The sequence below is a fragment of the Nocardioides sambongensis genome (assembly GCF_006494815.1).
GTDB lineage: Bacteria > Actinomycetota > Actinomycetes > Propionibacteriales > Nocardioidaceae > Nocardioides > Nocardioides sambongensis.
On record NZ_CP041091.1, the window covers coordinates 4316183 to 4331981 of the forward strand.

Below are 15799 nucleotides of genomic sequence, written 5' to 3' on the forward strand. Positions count from 1 at the left end.
CCAAGACCTCGACGGGTTTGCCTAAAAAAATCAAACCACCAAGGTGTGGCCTAGCTTGCGGGCGAGTGCGGAGGCCTGATCAGATACGTTTATTTGGGTCACGCTGTTGATGCAGTCGCATTGCGATGGCTCTACCTAGACTTCCTCTCGATTGTTTGTTGAAACCAGTCGACGGTGTGGCGCAGCCCTTCGGCTAGTTGCGTGGGCTCTATGCCTGGTATTAGCGAACGCAGAGCTTCATTCTCGGCTTGAGAGTGTGGGACGTCTCCGGGCCGCGGTTCGCGGAACTGTAATTGCACTGGGAATTCAAGTGCGGCCTGTAACTCGGCGATGAGTTGTGCAAGTGTGGTGTTTGTTCCGAAGGCGAGGTTCACTGGTTCTGGATGGCTTGTCCGTCGCTCCGCGGCGGATAGCAGCACTTCGCAAACCGTCCCAACATAGGTGAAGTCTCGCGAGTTGCTGCCGTCACCGTTCACGAAGAGTGGCCGCCCATTTAGTGCGGCATCAATCCAAGTGGGAATTACGGCTGCGTAGACGTGGCCAGCGCGCTGTCCAGGCCCATAGACGTTGAAGAATCGGAACGCGAGCGTTTCGAAGCCGTAGGACTGCTGGAAGGCGAGTGTGTACTGCTCGGTCGCTAGTTTGCTGACGGCGTAGGGGCTCATCGGTCGGACCCACTCACGTTCGTTCTTCGGAAGCGCTGGGTTCATCCCGTATACGGAACTGGAGGACGCGCACATCACGTGGGTGACGTCGGCACGACGGGCCCGATCAAGCAGGGTGAGAGTGCCGGTCGCATTGGCGTGGTGGCTCCGGAGGGGGTCCTTGATGCTGCGCGGCACGCTGCCGAGGGCGCCGAGGTGGACGATGGAGTCCACGCCCTTAACGGCCGACCCGACGGCTTCTTCATCGAGGAGTGATGCCTCTCGGAAATCCACGTCGAGGCCGTCGAGGTTGTCGCGGTATCCGTTGGACAGGTCGTCGAGGATACGGACTTCGTGTCCGGCCGCCAACGCCTCTCGCGCCAAGTTGTGGCCGATGAAGCCGGCGCCGCCGGTGATGAGGATCTTCTTCAAGGTGTTCCCTTCGGTGCAGCGGGGGCGCGAGTAGTCAGAGTCGGAGGTCGGAGTCAGCGGACGGGAGCAGCGACTTCAAGTCGTACAGCACGTGACCGGATGGGTCGCCGAAGGCGTGGATGCCGGTGGCGCCCAGTTCTCTGAATTCGTTGTGGCCGACGGCCAGAAGGATGCCTGCGTAGCGCCCGGCTTCTGGGGCCGCGAGGAGGGTGAGGTCGTATTCGTGCTCGGCCTCAGCCGCGTCGACCCACGGATCGTGCACGTCGACCTCAAGCCCAGCAGCCATAAGCTCTGCGTAGATGTCGGTGACCCGGGTGTTGCGCAGGTCGGGGGTGTTCTCCTTGAAGGCCAAGCCAAGGATGAGCACGCGCGCGGAGCGCAGATCGATGCCTTTGCGGAGCATGGACATGACCAGTTCCGATGCGACGTGAGATCCCATGGAGTCGTTGATACGACGGCCGGCGAGGATGACCTCCGGGTGATAGCCGACGGCCCGAGCCTTGTGGGTGAGGTAGTAGGGGTCGACGCCGATGCAGTGACCGCCCACCAGCCCTGGCTGGAACGGGAGGAAGTTCCACTTCGTCCCTGCGGCCAGCAGTACCTCTTGGGTGTCGATCTCAAGGCGGTTGAAGAGAAGCGCCAGCTCGTTGACCAGAGCGATGTTGACGTCACGTTGCGTGTTTTCGATGACCTTGGCGGCCTCGGCAACCTTGATCGACGACGCCTTGTAGGTGCCGGCGGTGACAACGGAGCCATACAAATCGTCGATCAGGTCCGCAATTTCGGGCGTCGAGCCGGAAGTGACCTTGAGGATGGTCTCGAAGCGGTGCTCCTTGTCGCCCGGGTTGATCCGCTCGGGGCTGTAGCCGACGAAGAAGTCCTTGTTGAACGTCAGGCCGCTGGTTTGCTCAAGCACCGGGACGCAGTCGTCCTCGGTCGCGCCCGGATAGACCGTCGACTCGTAGATGACGATGTCCCCGGCCCGCAGCGTGGAGCCGACCGTCCGCGACGCGGCGAGCAGCGCCGTCAGATCTGGGTTCTTGTGCTCATCGATCGGAGTGGGTGTCGTGACGATGTACACATCGACGTCGTCGAGGTCGGTCGGCTCCGCGCTGACGCGCAGCCCCGACTCAATGAGCTCGTCGGCCGAGACCTCCAGCGTGCGGTCGTGGCCCGACGCGAGCTCGTCGACCCTGACCTTGTTGATGTCGAACCCGACGACGTCGTACTTCTTCGCGAACGAGACGGCGAGCGGCAGCCCGACGTATCCGAGTCCGAGCACACCGATTTTGCGGTTGCAGAGCACCTGCGACACAGCCTTGCCAATCTAACTAGAGAGATACAACGAGGCCGTTCCATGCCCCCAAGGGACAATCGTAACGATCGCGGCGGTTGACGTCTGTCGGTTGGAGTGAACGACGGTCGAACGCCTCGGTAAGGTCGGTCACATGAAGGTCCTCGTCACCGGCGGCGCCGGCTACCTCGGCTCCATCACCTGCAAGGCACTCGAGCAGGCGGGCCACACCCCGGTCGTCCTCGACTCACTCCTGGTCGGTCCGCGCCAGTTCACCGAGGGACGCATCTTCTACGAGGGCGACATCGCCGACCGGGCGATGGTGCAGCGGGTGCTCGAGGACCACCCCGACATCGAGGCGACGGTGCACATGGCGGCGCGGATCGTCGTACCGGAGTCGGTGGAGCTGCCCTATGAGTACTACCGGGACAACGTGGCGAAGTCGCTGGAGCTCTTCGACCACCTGGTCGCCCACGGCAAGCCGCGGATCCTGTTCTCCTCGACGGCCTCGCTCTACGCGCTGAAGGACGAGTTCGAGGTGCGCGAGGGGGACGGCCTGGCCACCAACTCGCCGTACTCGCGGACCAAGCGGATGATGGAGCAGGTCCTGGAGGACATGTCGCAGGCCACGGACCTGCGGGCGATCATCCTGCGCTACTTCAACCCGATCGGGGCCGACCCCGACCTGGAGACCGGCTATCACCTCAAGGACGCCACCCACGTGGTGCCGCTGCTGGCGCAGACCGCGCTCGGCCAGCGCGACGTCTTCACCATCACCGGCACCGACCTGCCCACCCGCGACGGCACCGGCATCCGCGACTACATCCACGCGTGGGACCTGGCCAAGGCCCACGTCAAGGCGATCGAGAAGTTCGACGAGGTGATCGAGGCCGAGGGTGCGCCCACGGCCTACATCAACCTCGGCGCAGGCGACGGCGTCACCGTGCGCGAGCTGATCGCGGCCGTGGAGCGGGTCGTCGGCAAGCCAGTGCCGACCCGGGAGGCGCCCTCGCGTCCGGGGGATGCGGTCGGCGCCTTCGCGAACGCCGACAAGGCGGCCCGGGTGCTCGACTGGCGCACCGAGCTGTCACTGGACGAGGCGATCGCCTCCGCGCTCGCCTGGGGTGAGAAGCGCAGGTCGATCCTCGGTTACGACTGAGGACAGGTCATGCTGAAGGCGTTCCGGCCGCTGCGGGGGCCGCGGTGACGGCGACCTCGATCGTGGTGCTCGTGGTCGCGGGCGCCGTGCTGCTGCTGGTGTCGACGCCCGTCGGGTTCCCACGGTCACCGAGTGACGAGGTGGGCCGCGCCGAGGCGGAGGTCGGAGGAGTGCCGCTGATCTACTGGCGGCCGGGGTGCTCGTTCTGTCTCCGCCTGCGCCTGGCCCTCGGGTGGCGGGGACGCCGGGCCGTCTGGGTGAACGTGCGCCGCGACCCGGCTGCGTCGGCGCGGGTGCGCGCGGTCAACGGTGGCAACGAGACGGTGCCGACGGTCTTCGTGGGCGATGAGCATCGCACCAACCCCGCACCGGCCTGGGTGCGCCAGCAGCTGGTCCGGTAGGGCCGTGTCGCTCCCGAGCGCGCGACCGCTCAGGGGACGGTGACCGCGGCGGTGTTGTCGTGCGGGTCGCTGTCGTGCCCGACCACGGTCAGCCGGGCGTGCACCGCCGCGACGGTGCCGGGGTCGAGGTAGAAGACCACCTCGGAGTCACCGGCGCCGACGTCGAAGGACGCCTGCCAGACGCTCTCGGAGCCGAGCAGCACGCAGTCGGCCAGGCTGTAGCAGTAGCCGTCGATGCCGGAGGCGGTCACCCGCACGGTCCCGGCCCGCGCCACGCTCTCGACCTGGACGCCGATCCGCCACCAGCCCGGCAGCAGCGACTCCTGGACGCTCACGCTCGCGACGCGTGCGCTGGCCGCCGTCTCGGTCTCGGTCGGGCTGACACTCGGCTGGACGCCGATCCCGCCGCTGCCGGACTCGGTCGGGCGCGGCTCGGTGGTCGGTCGCTGGGTCGGTGAGGGCGTCGCGCTCGGGGCCGGCGTGGTCGGGTTGGTCGGCGTGGGCGTCGGGGTGGGGGGCGGCGTGCTGGCCGGGGTGGTCGCCGGAGCGCTGCTGGTCCGGGTCGGGTCGGGGACCACCGGGCCCGTGCCCGGGCGGGTGGTCGGGCCCGGGCGGGCCGGCGTGGCCACCGCGTCGGTCTGGTCCACGGCCGTGGTGCTGGGTGCGACGCGGGGGACCACGTCCGCGGACGTCGCCGAGTCGTCGCCGCTGATCAGGCCCAGCGCGAACCAGCCGCCGGCCACCACGGCCGCGCTCGCGGCCACCGCCGCGGTCGCCTTCACCAGCCCGTCGGTGAGTGCGCCGAACGGGCCCGACCCCTGGGTGCCGGCCGCCCCGGCCCCGGCCGCGCCGGTGCCGGCCGCGGCGCCGAGCAGCAGCCCGCCGCCGGAGGCGGCGCCCAGGGCGGCGATCGCCGGCAGCGGCAGGAGCAGCCGCAGGTCGGCGGTGACGGTGCGTAGGCCGAGCAGCGCCGCGCGGCACTCGTTGCACTCCTCCAGGTGGGCCTCGACCTTGGCGGTCGCGGTCGCGCTGGCCCGGCCGTCGGCGTAGGCGGGCAGCAGCTTCTCGATCTCCTGGCAGGCCGCGGTGTCGGGCCGGCCGACCAGGTGCTGCTGCAGGTAGGACTCGCGCAGGCCGCGGCGGGCGCGCAGTGCGAGGGCGGCCACGCCGTTGGCGGAGAGGCCGACCAGGTCGCCGACCTCCTGGTTGCCCAGGCCCTCCACCTCGGTCAGCCACAGCACCTGCTGCCACCGCGCGGGCAGCGAGGCCATCGCGCCGACCAGCACCTCGACCTCGGCCCGACGACCCGACCCGTCGGTCTCGGTCAGCAGCGGTGCCAGCTCGTCCATCTCCACCGCGACGTCGCGGTGCTCGCGGCGGGCCAGGTCGTTCCACGCGTTGGTGACCGTGGCCAGCAGGTAGGGACGGAACGCGACCGTCGGGCCGGACCCGTTGTCGATCGCGCGCAGCACCCGCGCGAACGCGTCGGAGACCACGTCGTCGACGTCGTCGCGACCACGGGAGCCGGCGATCCGGCGGGCCGCCGCCTCCGCGGCCGCGGCGTGACGGCGGTAGAGGGCGTCGTAGGCATCACGGTCGCCGGAGCGGAGCTGGTCCAGGAGGTCGGCGTCCGACAGCGCGCTGTCGTGCATCTCCACGATCGAGGACACCTCCTCCGGTGTGTGAGCAAGCCCGATGTGGGCCCTCATCCAATCATCTGCCCCGGCCGCCGCCGCGATCTGCGGAGATCGGCCGTGGACCGCCGGGATCAGGGTGTCCAGGCGGGACCCGAAAAAAACTTCCAGAAAAGTTCCGCGGACCGCGTCATGGATCGCGGACCTCCACGTCTCTACCTCTGCAAGGGCGGCGCGGAAGCGCTGCACTCCGGTGGCTCGGCCGCTCCGAACCACCTGCGAGGACCGTGCGAGAAGACGTGAGGACGATGAACGAACACCCCAATGGCGAGGGCATGCTCCCCCCGCCCCCCGCTCCGGCACCGACCGGTGGCGACGAGCCCGGACGCCACCGGGACGCAGGACGAGTCCAGTGGCTCTCGCCGCGCAACCGCGTGGTCCTGGTCGGCGCGCTGCTCCTGCTGCTGCTCTGCGTCGGTGTGCCGGTCGCCGCCCAGTCCGTGGCCGCGGAGCCGGCGGACGGCGCCGCGGACACCGTCACCGCGGAGGCCATTCTCACCGCCACCCGCTCCACCGCGCCCGCGCCCGCAGCCGAGGTCGCGGGCTCGGAGGTCGCCGAGGGGAGCGTCGCCGACGAGCGGAGCGAGGAGATCGCCGAGGTCGTCGACCCGGGCACCGCCGACACCGCCTCGGCCGAGGAGGACGGCTCGGTCGTGGCGTGGCTCGGCGTGGGGCTCGCCGTCGCCGCCTTCTGCCTGCTGATGGTGCGCGACGGGAGGGACCGGTCATGACGTGGGAGCCGGCAGGGGACCAGCACGGGCGCTCCGGTGACGGGCGCTCCGGTGACGGGCGGTCCGACGACGGGGGGCCGGCCGACCCGTTCGTGGGGGTGGTGCCGACCACCATCGCCGACTTCGTGGTGCGCACCATGCTCGAGGAGATGGACCGCCCGCACGTGGTGATCTGCCACGACCTGGTCAGCGGCGGACAGAGCGTCTCCGGCCCGTACGCCGACGGGCTGGCCGCGCTGCGCGCCGTCGAGCACGAGCGGCGGCTGGACCTGGCCGTCGCCGGTCCGGACCACCGGTATGTGGTGCGCCCGCTGCTCGACCCGGTCACCGAGGGGGAGCTGCCCGCGCTCCCGGAGCTGCCCTCGGTGCCGGAGGACGCCCGGGGCCTGCCGGGGAGGCACCGGGCGTCGACGGACCGGTCCGGCGGGGCCGACCGGTCGGGGGAGAACGGCACGTCGGGTGGGGCCGACGGGTCTTCAGGGTCCGGTGGGTCGGAGGGAGACCGACCGGACCCTGACTGACGGGGTGCCGGCGGCGGGAGGGCCGTCGGCTGTTCGGCCGGAAATGGGGCCGGCCGAACACCCCGTGGGGGAGTCGGGGGAATCGGGGGAACGGCCGCGGGAGGGCGGCCACGGGCACCGGGTGCGCTGCGGATTTGGGGCCGCGGCGCACCCGGTGGCCGGATCCGGACACCGGGCCGTGTGACCGTTGACACAGGAGGCCGCGGGCTCCTAACGTCTACCGTTCCGGCCTGCCTTAAAACGTTTCAACACCGCAACGGCTCAACTCGGGTGGAGCGGCGGCCGGGAACGACTCCTCGAACGCAAGGACGCTCCATGAAGCCCCGCTCCACCCTGATCGCCGCGCTCGCCGGAAGCCTCGGGCTCGGCCTCACCGTCGGCACCCTCGGCGCGGTCACCCCCGCGAACGCCGCCCCGGTCACGATCGCCGCCGCCCCCGGTAGCGCCGCCGACGGCGACACGTCCGCGCCGTCCGCGCCGTCCGCGCTGACCGTCAACGGCATCGACGGACCGGTCGACGTCGAGGGCGCGCCGAGCTTCGGCTGGCACGTCGGGTCGGCCGCGCAGACGGCGTACCAGGTGGTGGTGGCGACCTCGCAGTCCGCCGCGGGTGCCGGCGACGGCGCGGTCTGGGACAGCGGTCGTGTGGACTCCGATCAGCAGACCAGCGTCGCCTACGACGGTCCCGCGCTCGACCCCGCGCAGCGCTACTACTGGAGCGTGCGCACCTGGGACGGCGCCGACGCGGCGTCCGACTGGGCGCCCGCCGCCTCCTTCGGCACCGGCCCGGGCAACGACTGGGACGCCAGCCCGATCTGGGCGGAGGCCGACACCGACAACTGGACCGACTACGAGCTGGAGACCGACTTCACCGTCGTCCAGAACGCGGCCTCGGTCACCCTGCGCGCCACCTCGACCTCGGCGTTCTACCTCTGGCAGATCCGCGCCGACACCAACAGCCTGAAGGCCCACGTCGGCACCACGCTGCTCGAGGACATCCCGATGCCCGAGGGCCTCACCATCGGCACCGGCACCACCCACCACCTGAAGGTGCGGCTCGAGGGCAGCACCATCACCACCTGGATCGACGACGTCCAGGTCGACCAGCGCGCCGACGACACCTACGCCGCCGGTGGCTTCGGCTTCCGCACCGGACGCACCGAGCAGGCCCGGTTCGACGACCTCTCGGTGACCGACCTGGACGGCACCACGCTCTACAGCAACGACTTCGCCGACGGCGCCGTCCCCGAGCTGCCCAGCCTCAGCGTCGCCGACGAGCAGCTCGTCGTCGGTGTCAGCAAGAACGACGTGCTCCCGGGCGCCTGGTCCGACTACACCCTCGCGGCCACCCTGCGGGTCGACGAGGTCGCCGGCAGCGTCCGGTTCCGCGGCGCCGACGCCAACAGCTCCTACCTCTGGCAGTTCCGTCCCGGGGACAGCCAGCTCAAGCTGCACAAGCAGGTCAACGGCGACTACAACAACGTCCTCAAGACCGTCGCCCTCCCCGCCGGCACCCTGACCGTCGGCGAGCCCGCCGCCATCCGGATCGAGGCGGTCGGGTCCACCATCAGGACCTGGATCGACGACGTCCTCGTCGACACCACCACCGACGCCAGCGTGCGCCGCGGCGTCATCGGATTCCGCAGCGGCTCCACCGAGCGGGCCACCTGGAGCGACATCCGGGTCACCGACGCCCACACCGACGCCGTGCTGCTCGAGCCCACCCTGGGCGCCGCCGACCGTACCTTCGGCTGCGCGGCCGCCCAGGGGGCGCTGAGCGTGGGGAAGGGCCAGACCTGCCAGATGGCCGTCGAGAACGCCGACTGGTCGTTCCTCCGCGACGAGGTCACCGTCGCGGACAAGGACGTCGCCTGGGCGTCGGTCTACGCCACCGGCGCCAGCCCCAAGCCCGCCAAGCAGTACGTCTACAAGCTCTACCTCGACGGCGAGTTCGTCGGCATGGGCCCGACGAACCCGATCGGCAGCGAGGTCCGCTACGACGGCTTCGACGTGACCGACCAGGTCGGTCGCGGGGAGACCCTCGCCCTCGGGGCCCTCGCCTACACCACCTCCGACCAGCGGTTCCTCGCCGAGCTCGTGGTCGGCTACGCCGACGGCACCACGGAGACCTTCGGCACCGGCGAGGCGTGGACCGGGATGCCCGGCAGCGCGGTCTACCCGGAGGCCGGCGACATCGGCACCTGGTCGTTCAAGGCGCCCCAGGAGGACCTCGACGCCCGCGCCTGGCCCACCGGCTACGCCGAGCCCGGCTTCGACGCCGCCGCCGAGGCGGGCTGGTCGCCGGTCGAGGTGAAGGACGACTTCGAGGAGCTGAAGGCCACCCCGACCGACAAGGTGGTCGAGCAGCTCCACGAGCCGGTGAAGATCGTCGACAAGGGCGACGGCAACTACTTCGTCGACTTCGGTCGCAGCTGGATCGGCGGCGTGCGCTACACCGTGGCCGACGGCACCGCCGGCGACCGCGTCGACATCCGCTTCGGCGAGACCACCTCCGCCGAGAACACCGTGCGCTACAACCTCAACACCACCAACACCTACCAGGACATCGTCACCCTGCGTGACGGCGAGCAGGCCCTGGAGACCTGGGGCGCGCGCGTCTTCCGCTACGTCGAGATCGTCGGTGCCCCCGAGCCGGTCACCGCCGACAACCTCCAGGCCCTGGCGATGGTCTACCCGTTCGACGCCGAGGCCTCGGAGTTCGCCGCCTCGGACAGCGACCTGGTCGACGTCTACGAGCTCTCCAAGCACTCCATCGAGGCGCTCAACCTCAACTTCTACACCGACTCCTGGACCCGCGAGCGGATCAACTACGAGGCCGACGCCTACCTGCAGCAGATGTCGTCGATGTACCTGATGGACGACCTCTCGCTGGCCCGGTACTCGATGAACTACTTCCGTTCCAACCGGACCTGGCCCACCGAGTGGCCGATCTACGTGATCCTCGCCGTCGCCGACGCCTGGCGCCAGACCGGTGACACCTCCGAGCTCGCCGACTACTACCCCGAGCTGCAGAACAAGCTCGAGCGCGGCTGGCTGGAGGAGTCCACCGGGCTGATCCGCAAGGACAGCGGCTCCAACGGCGGCAACAGCAAGACCGACGACGACATCGTCGACTGGCCCACCAGCGAGCGCGACGGCTACCAGTTCCGGCCGTACAACACGGTGATCAACTCGATCTACTACCGCGCGTTCACCGACATGGCGCAGATCGCCACCGAGCTCGGCGAGGACGCCGACGCTGCGTCGTACACGGAGCGGGCCGAGCGGTTGCGCAGCGCCGTCAACGACACCTTCTACAACACCGAGACCGGCGCGTACGACGACGGCATGGACGCCGGGCAGAACCTGACCGGCCACTACTCGCTGCACGCCAGCGCGTTCGCGCTCGCCTTCGGGGTGCCGACGGCGGACATCGCCGGTGACGTCGCCACCTACGTGGCCTCGCGCGGGATGTCCTGCAGCGTTTACTGCGCGGCGTTCCTGGTGAAGGGCCTCTACGACGGCGACCGCGGCCAGGACGCGCTGAACATGCTCACCGACGGCACCGGGGTGCGCAGCTGGCTGAACATGATCCGGCTCGGCGCCGGCGCCACGATGGAGGCCTGGGACCCGTCGCTGAAGAGCAACCTGACCTACTCCCACCCGTGGGCCGCCTCGCCGGCGTTCAACATCCCCGCCGGCACCTTCGGCATCCGGCCCACCGAGCCCGGCTACGCCACCTTCCAGGTCAAGCCGCAGCCCGGCGAGCTGGAGTGGGCCACCATCCGCACGCCCACGGTGCGCGGTGACGTCGGCGTCGGGTTCGACACCCGCCAGGGCGGCTCCGACGGCGGCGCGACGGGCGGCTCGGAGGGTGCGATGACCGTGGTCACTGCGGTGCCCGGCAACGCGGTCGGCACCGTCTCGCTGCCGACCACCGCCGAGACCGAGACCACCGTGTACGTCGACGGCGTCGCCCAGCAGGTCACCCCCGAGGGCGGCTACCTGACCGTCCCGGCGTCGCCACCGGCTGCCACGTGGTCTCGACCGTCGAGGACGTCGAGCTCGCCGACGAGCTGCTCGAGATCTGCGACCCGGACGCCGGCGAGACCCCGGCGGCCACCGCGCCGCCCACCATCGGCGGGGACGCCACCGTCGGCGCCCGGCTGCGGGCCACCGACGGGGAGTGGGACCGCGACGGCCTCACCCTCACCCGCCAGTGGCTGCGGGACGGGACCCCGATCGACGGGGCCACCGGTCGGACCTACCGGGTCGTCGCGGACGACGTACGGGCGCGGCTGTCGGTGCAGGTCACCGCGACCGCCGGCGACGCGGCCGGGATGGCCACCTCCGAGCCGACCGCACGGGTCACCAAGCGTGCGAGCCTCACCCGCGCCACGCTGAACCGGAAGATCGTCAAGCCCGGGAAGAAAATGCGGCTCAAGGTGCGGGTCCTCACCGGTCCGGTGAAGGCCGACGGCAAGGTGCGGATCCGGCGCAGCGGAGCCACGCCGGTCGTCCGAACGCTGCGCAACGGGCGCGCCAGCCTCACCTTCACCGCCCGCGGCAAGGGCCGGCAGACCGTCCGGGTCGCCTACCTCGGCTCGGACGGCACACAGCGGTCGGCCGCCAGGACGCTGGTCTACCGGGTCCGCCGCTGACGGAGCGGGTGATGAGCGAGGTGGTCGGGGCGGGCTCGCCCCGACCACCTACGGACCGGTAGGTTTCGCCCGGTGCGACGGGGATCGAGTGCAGTGGTGGGGCGTGCCCGGCGACCGCGGATCCGACTCGCGGTGACCCCGATGGTCGCGCTCCTGGCGGCGGTCGCGCTCTCCACGGGGTGCGGCGCGCAACCGGTGGCGCCGACCATGGAGGCCACCGGCGCACCCACCCGCGGCTCCGGCGACGAGGCGGCCGCGGGACCGGCGGGGCCCGAGGCGGCCCGCGCCGAGCGGCACGCCGAGCCGGCGCGGCCGCTGGCCGGCAAGGTGGTCGTGCTCGACCCCGGCCACCAGCTCGGCAACGCCCGCTTCCCGACCGAGACCAACGCCCCGGTCGACGCCGGCGGCTTCAGCAAGGCCTGCAACTCCACCGGCACCGCCACCGACGACGGCTACCCCGAGGCGACCCTCGTCTGGGAGGTCGCCGCCCGAGTGCGGGCACGGCTGGAGGAGCGCGGCGCGACCGTGGTGCTCACCCGCGCCCGCAACAGTGCGGAGGAGTGGGGGCCGTGCATCGACGTACGAGGTCGCGCCGGAAACCCGGGGAGCCCGGGCCGACCGCCAACCTCAAGATCAGCCTGCACGCCGACGGCAACCTCGGCGCCGACGCGCGCGGGTTCCACGTGATCGCGCCGGCCGGTGACGACGCGGTGGCGCGCAGCTCGTGGCGGCTGGGCCGTGACGTCCGCGACGCCCTCGCCGCGGCGAAGCTGCCGATCTCGACCTACACCGCCCAGCGGGGCTCCACACACGTGACGACCTGGGCACCCTCAACCTCGCCCGGATCCCGTCGGTGATGGTCGAGCTGGGCAACATGCGCGACCCGGCCGACGCGGCCCGGATGGTCTCCGACCGGGGGCAGCGCACCTACGCGCTGGCCGTGGCCGCGGCCGTCGAGGACTATCTCGGGTAGACCGGGGGCGTCAGGGACGCCTCCTCCTGCCGTGCGGCTCCAGGTGCGGGCACCGGTCGCCGTACTTGCGCCGGCACCGGACCTTGCGGCGCCACCGCCGGAAACGTGCTGACATCGACCTTCTCCGCCTCGGTGTGCAACGTGTTCTCCCGAGGACGCCATGCTGGCACGCGGCGGCACGGCGTGCGGGCGGTTGCGGGCGAGGCGGGACGGAACGGGACGAACGTCCTGCGCCGACGTCGCCGCGGAGGCGGCGGAGCGGTCGCATAGGGTCGCAGCCATGTCCGACGTCCGCACCGCGCACTGGGACGACTGGACGATCGAACAGCTGATCGCGGCCAAGGGCGACCGGCGGGTCAGCCTGGTGGTCCCTGCCCGCAACGAGGCCGCCACCGTCGGCGACGTGGTCAGCCGGGTGCGGTCCGCGCTGGTGGAGACCGTCGACCTGCTCGACGAGATCGTGGTGATCGACTCCGACTCCACCGACGCCACGTTCGAGGTGGCCGCCTCGGCCGGCGCGGTGGTGCACCGTGCCGCCGAGATCCGCCCCGACCTCGGCACCCGCCCCGGCAAGGGCGAGGCGATGTGGAAGTCGCTCTTCGTCACCAGCGGCGACGTGCTGGTCTTCATGGACGCCGACCTCACCGACTGGGACACCCACTTCGTGCCCGGCCTGCTCGGGCCGCTGCTGGAGCCCGGCTCCGCGGTCGAGCTGGTCAAGGGCTTCTACGCACGGCCCGGCGTCGGGGGACCGCTCGACGGTGGCAGGGTCACCGAGCTCGTCGCCCGGCCGCTGATCGCGCTGCTCTTCCCCGACCTGGCCGGGCTGGTGCAGCCGCTCGCCGGCGAGTGGGCGGTACGACGCTCGCTCTTCGCCACCCTGACCGTCCCGACCGGCTATGCCGTGGAGCTCGCCGCACTGGTCGACACCGTGCGGCTGCGGGGGGTCGAGACGATCGCGCAGGTGGATCTCGGCGTACGGGCTCATCAGCACCAGGCGCTGCACGACCTCGGTGGGATGGCGACGCAGATCCTGGCGGCGGGGTTGGCGCGGTCCGGTGGTGCTGGTGGTGGCGCGCCGACGACACCGGCCACGCTGCGGCAGTTCCGGATGGACGGCGGCCCCACACCGCACGACCGCGCCGTACCGACCGACGAGCGACCACCAGCGGAGGAGTATCTGTGAGCGGCCCGATGAGGTTCCGACGGCACCACGTCGACGCCGACGCCGACCTGATGATGGCGATCGTGAACCGCACCCCCGACTCCTTCTTCGACAAGGGCGCGACCTGGGCCGAGGACGCCGCGTTCGCACGGGTCGAGTCGGTGGTGGCCGAGGGCGCGGAGATCGTCGACATCGGCGGCATCAAGGCCGCTCCGGGCGTCGAGATCGGGCCCGAGGAGGAGCGGGCGCGGGTGGTCGACTTCGTCGCCCGGGTCCGCGCGTCCTTCCCCGACCTGGTGATCTCCGTCGACACGTGGCGCGCCTCGGTCGGCGCCGCGGTCTGCGAGGCCGGGGCCGACATCCTCAACGACGCCTGGGGCGGCGCGGACCCCGAGCTCGTCGACGTCGCGGCCCAGTACGACGCCGGCATCATCTGCACCCACACCGGCGGGGTGACCCCGCGGACCCGCCCCTACCGGATCGAGTACGCGGACCTGATGGGTTCGGTGCTCTCCGACTGCCTCGGCTATGCGGAGCGCGCGCTGGCGGCGGGCGTGGCCCGCGAGTCGATCGTGATCGACCCGGCCCACGACTTCGGCAAGAACACCTTCCACTCCCTCGAGGTGACCCGCCGCCTCGGCGAGATGGTGGAGACCGGGTGGCCGGTGCTGGTGTCGCTGTCCAACAAGGACTTCGTCGGCGAGACCCTGGGGATGGAGGTCGGTGACCGGCTGATCGGGACGCTGGCGGCGACCGCCTGGTGCGCCCAGGCCGGCGCCCGGATCTACCGCGTGCACCAGGTCACCGAGACCCGCCAGACCGTCGACATGGTCGCCTCCATCGCGGGACGGCGACCGCCGCTGCGGGCGATCCGGGGGATCCAGTGAACGCGGTTCCACCGCCCACCGGTGCACCGGCGCGGTCGACGGCGTCGGTGGTGCCGGTGGTGTTGGTGCCGGGGGTGCCGGCGCTGCTGCCGGAGTATGCGTCGCTGGAGGACCCGGTGGCCGACCTGCGAGCGGCGTGCCGGACCGCGGTCGAGCGGCTGGGCCCGCGGGTGCGGGTGGTCGCCTCGGCGCCGTCAGGCGGGCGGGTGGGTGCGGCTCTGGTCGAAGCATCCGCCGGGCAGGTCGTCGACGACGGGGAGACCGGCGTGCTGCTGGTCGGCAACGGCTCGGCGAAGCGGACCGAGAAGGCGCCGGGTCACCTCGACGAGCGGGCCGAGGCGTTCGACGCCGCGCTCGCGGCAGGGCTGCGCGGCGGGACGGTCGCGGTGGACGCCGCCCTGGCCGACGAGCTGTGGGCCGACGTCGGGGCGCTGGCGGCCGTCGACGGGCTCGGTGCCGGCGAGATGCTCTACGACGCGACGCCGTTCGGGGTGGCGTACTGGGTCGTCGGCTGGCGCTGACGCCGTCGGCGGAAGCGGCTTCGGCTCTCCTTCTCCGCTCACCATCTCCAATGCGTCGGAAGTCCTGCATTGCGTCGGTGGTGCTGCTTAGCCTGGAGGCCTGGTTCGGAGGAGGTTCCATGGCACGTCTCGTCGCGGTGCTGTGCTCAGCGCTGTTGCTCATCGCCGGATTCGACGCGCCGGTCGCCGGAGCATCGGCCAGCGCGAAGCCGCAGATCGGCGACACCCGGGTCGAGCGCGCCCCGATCGGCAAGAAGGGTGGGCTGATGAACCCGGTGGTGTGGTGCCCCTCGGGTCAGGAGCCGCGCATCCGCACCGAGGTCACCGGCCTCGACACTGATTTCCACGTCGTGTGGCGCTACCGCGGCACGCTGCCGGGCATGTTCTTCCCGCGGGTCGCGGTCGGCCGCTACGAGCTCGCGACCAAGGCGAGGTGTGGTCGGCGGACCGCCACCCGGGTGGAGACCGTTCGAGTGAAGGAGAAGACGCACGCGACCACCGTCACCCGGTCCGAGTTCAAGCGGATCAAGCGAGGGATGACCCGCTCGCAGGTCACGAGGATCATCGGCTACGACGGCTGGGGCACTTCGTACGCCGGGACCATGTGGCGCACCTACGAGATGATGGCGTTCTGGGGCCTCTCGACGGTCGAGTTCCGCGACCGGCGGGTGGTCAGGAAGTTCTGGAAGGTCGGACACGACTGACCGTCGCGGTTG

At 71.1% G+C, this 15799-nt stretch carries 15 protein-coding genes; 12 read left to right on the forward strand and 3 right to left on the reverse strand.

Annotated features, from left to right (window positions below):
- Nucleotides 1-131: 131 nt before the first annotated feature.
- Entirely contained in the window at nucleotides 132-1076 is a 945-nt protein-coding gene (locus FIV43_RS20165) for an NAD-dependent epimerase/dehydratase family protein (protein WP_141015557.1), read from the reverse strand.
- Between the two features lie 34 nt (nucleotides 1077-1110).
- On the reverse strand, nucleotides 1111-2391 hold the full coding sequence (locus tag FIV43_RS20170) for a nucleotide sugar dehydrogenase (protein WP_269204045.1): 1281 nt from the start codon (nucleotides 2389-2391) through the stop codon (nucleotides 1111-1113).
- Nucleotides 2392-2524: 133 nt separating this feature from the next.
- Between FIV43_RS20170 and galE the strand changes: the two genes are divergently transcribed.
- Together galE and FIV43_RS20180 are read left to right on the forward strand one after the other, a co-directional pair.
- Nucleotides 2525-3529 carry a UDP-glucose 4-epimerase GalE gene (gene galE / locus FIV43_RS20175; protein ID WP_141015558.1) on the forward strand — a complete coding sequence of 335 codons (1005 nt, stop codon included), beginning with the start codon at nucleotides 2525-2527 and terminating at the stop codon, nucleotides 3527-3529.
- A gap of 44 nt (nucleotides 3530-3573) precedes the next feature.
- A complete protein-coding gene (locus FIV43_RS20180; protein WP_196780905.1) occupies nucleotides 3574-3930 on the forward strand; it encodes a glutaredoxin domain-containing protein in 357 nt (118 codons plus the stop codon).
- A 29-nt stretch (nucleotides 3931-3959) separates the two neighbouring features.
- Here the strand turns inward: FIV43_RS20180 and FIV43_RS20185 are convergent, their stop codons facing one another.
- A complete protein-coding gene (locus tag FIV43_RS20185) occupies nucleotides 3960-5600 on the reverse strand; it encodes a sigma-70 family RNA polymerase sigma factor (protein ID WP_181407612.1) in 1641 nt (546 codons plus the stop codon).
- 272 nt (nucleotides 5601-5872) lie between these two features.
- Here FIV43_RS20185 and FIV43_RS21265 point away from each other — a divergent pair, with 272 nt between their 5' ends.
- From FIV43_RS21265 to FIV43_RS20230, 10 genes are all read left to right on the forward strand, one after another.
- Nucleotides 5873-6355 (forward strand): hypothetical protein, encoded by a 483-nt coding sequence (locus FIV43_RS21265; protein ID WP_181407613.1) that lies wholly within the window; start codon nucleotides 5873-5875, stop codon nucleotides 6353-6355.
- Nucleotides 6352-6876, forward strand: coding sequence for a hypothetical protein (locus FIV43_RS21270; protein WP_181407614.1), 525 nt, complete (start codon nucleotides 6352-6354; stop codon nucleotides 6874-6876). The genes FIV43_RS21265 and FIV43_RS21270 overlap by 4 nt, the downstream gene beginning before the upstream one ends.
- A gap of 315 nt (nucleotides 6877-7191) precedes the next feature.
- Nucleotides 7192-11280: a family 78 glycoside hydrolase catalytic domain gene (locus FIV43_RS20195; RefSeq protein ID WP_141015562.1), complete on the forward strand. Its 4089-nt coding sequence runs from the start codon at nucleotides 7192-7194 to the stop codon at nucleotides 11278-11280.
- Nucleotides 11217-11537, forward strand: coding sequence for a hypothetical protein (locus FIV43_RS20200; RefSeq protein ID WP_141015563.1), 321 nt, complete (start codon nucleotides 11217-11219; stop codon nucleotides 11535-11537). Before FIV43_RS20195 ends, FIV43_RS20200 begins: the two co-directional genes overlap by 64 nt.
- 141 nt (nucleotides 11538-11678) lie before the next feature.
- Complete coding sequence (locus tag FIV43_RS20205; RefSeq protein WP_141015564.1) at nucleotides 11679-12224, forward strand: N-acetylmuramoyl-L-alanine amidase family protein; 546 nt, start codon at nucleotides 11679-11681, stop codon at nucleotides 12222-12224.
- 169 nt (nucleotides 12225-12393) lie between these two features.
- Nucleotides 12394-12510 (forward strand): hypothetical protein, encoded by a 117-nt coding sequence (locus tag FIV43_RS20210; RefSeq protein WP_231123993.1) that lies wholly within the window; start codon nucleotides 12394-12396, stop codon nucleotides 12508-12510.
- 280 nt (nucleotides 12511-12790) lie between these two features.
- Nucleotides 12791-13696, forward strand: coding sequence for a glucosyl-3-phosphoglycerate synthase (locus FIV43_RS20215; protein ID WP_141015566.1), 906 nt, complete (start codon nucleotides 12791-12793; stop codon nucleotides 13694-13696).
- Nucleotides 13693-14562, forward strand: a complete 870-nt coding sequence (folP, locus tag FIV43_RS20220; RefSeq protein ID WP_407938849.1) for a dihydropteroate synthase — start codon at nucleotides 13693-13695, stop codon at nucleotides 14560-14562. The genes FIV43_RS20215 and folP overlap by 4 nt, the downstream gene beginning before the upstream one ends.
- Nucleotides 14563-14618: 56 nt before the next feature.
- Entirely contained in the window at nucleotides 14619-15083 is a 465-nt protein-coding gene (locus tag FIV43_RS20225; protein WP_231123561.1) for a class III extradiol ring-cleavage dioxygenase family protein, read from the forward strand.
- A 119-nt stretch (nucleotides 15084-15202) separates the two neighbouring features.
- Nucleotides 15203-15787 (forward strand): hypothetical protein, encoded by a 585-nt coding sequence (locus FIV43_RS20230; protein ID WP_141015568.1) that lies wholly within the window; start codon nucleotides 15203-15205, stop codon nucleotides 15785-15787.
- The last annotated feature ends 12 nt before the right edge of the window (nucleotides 15788-15799 follow it).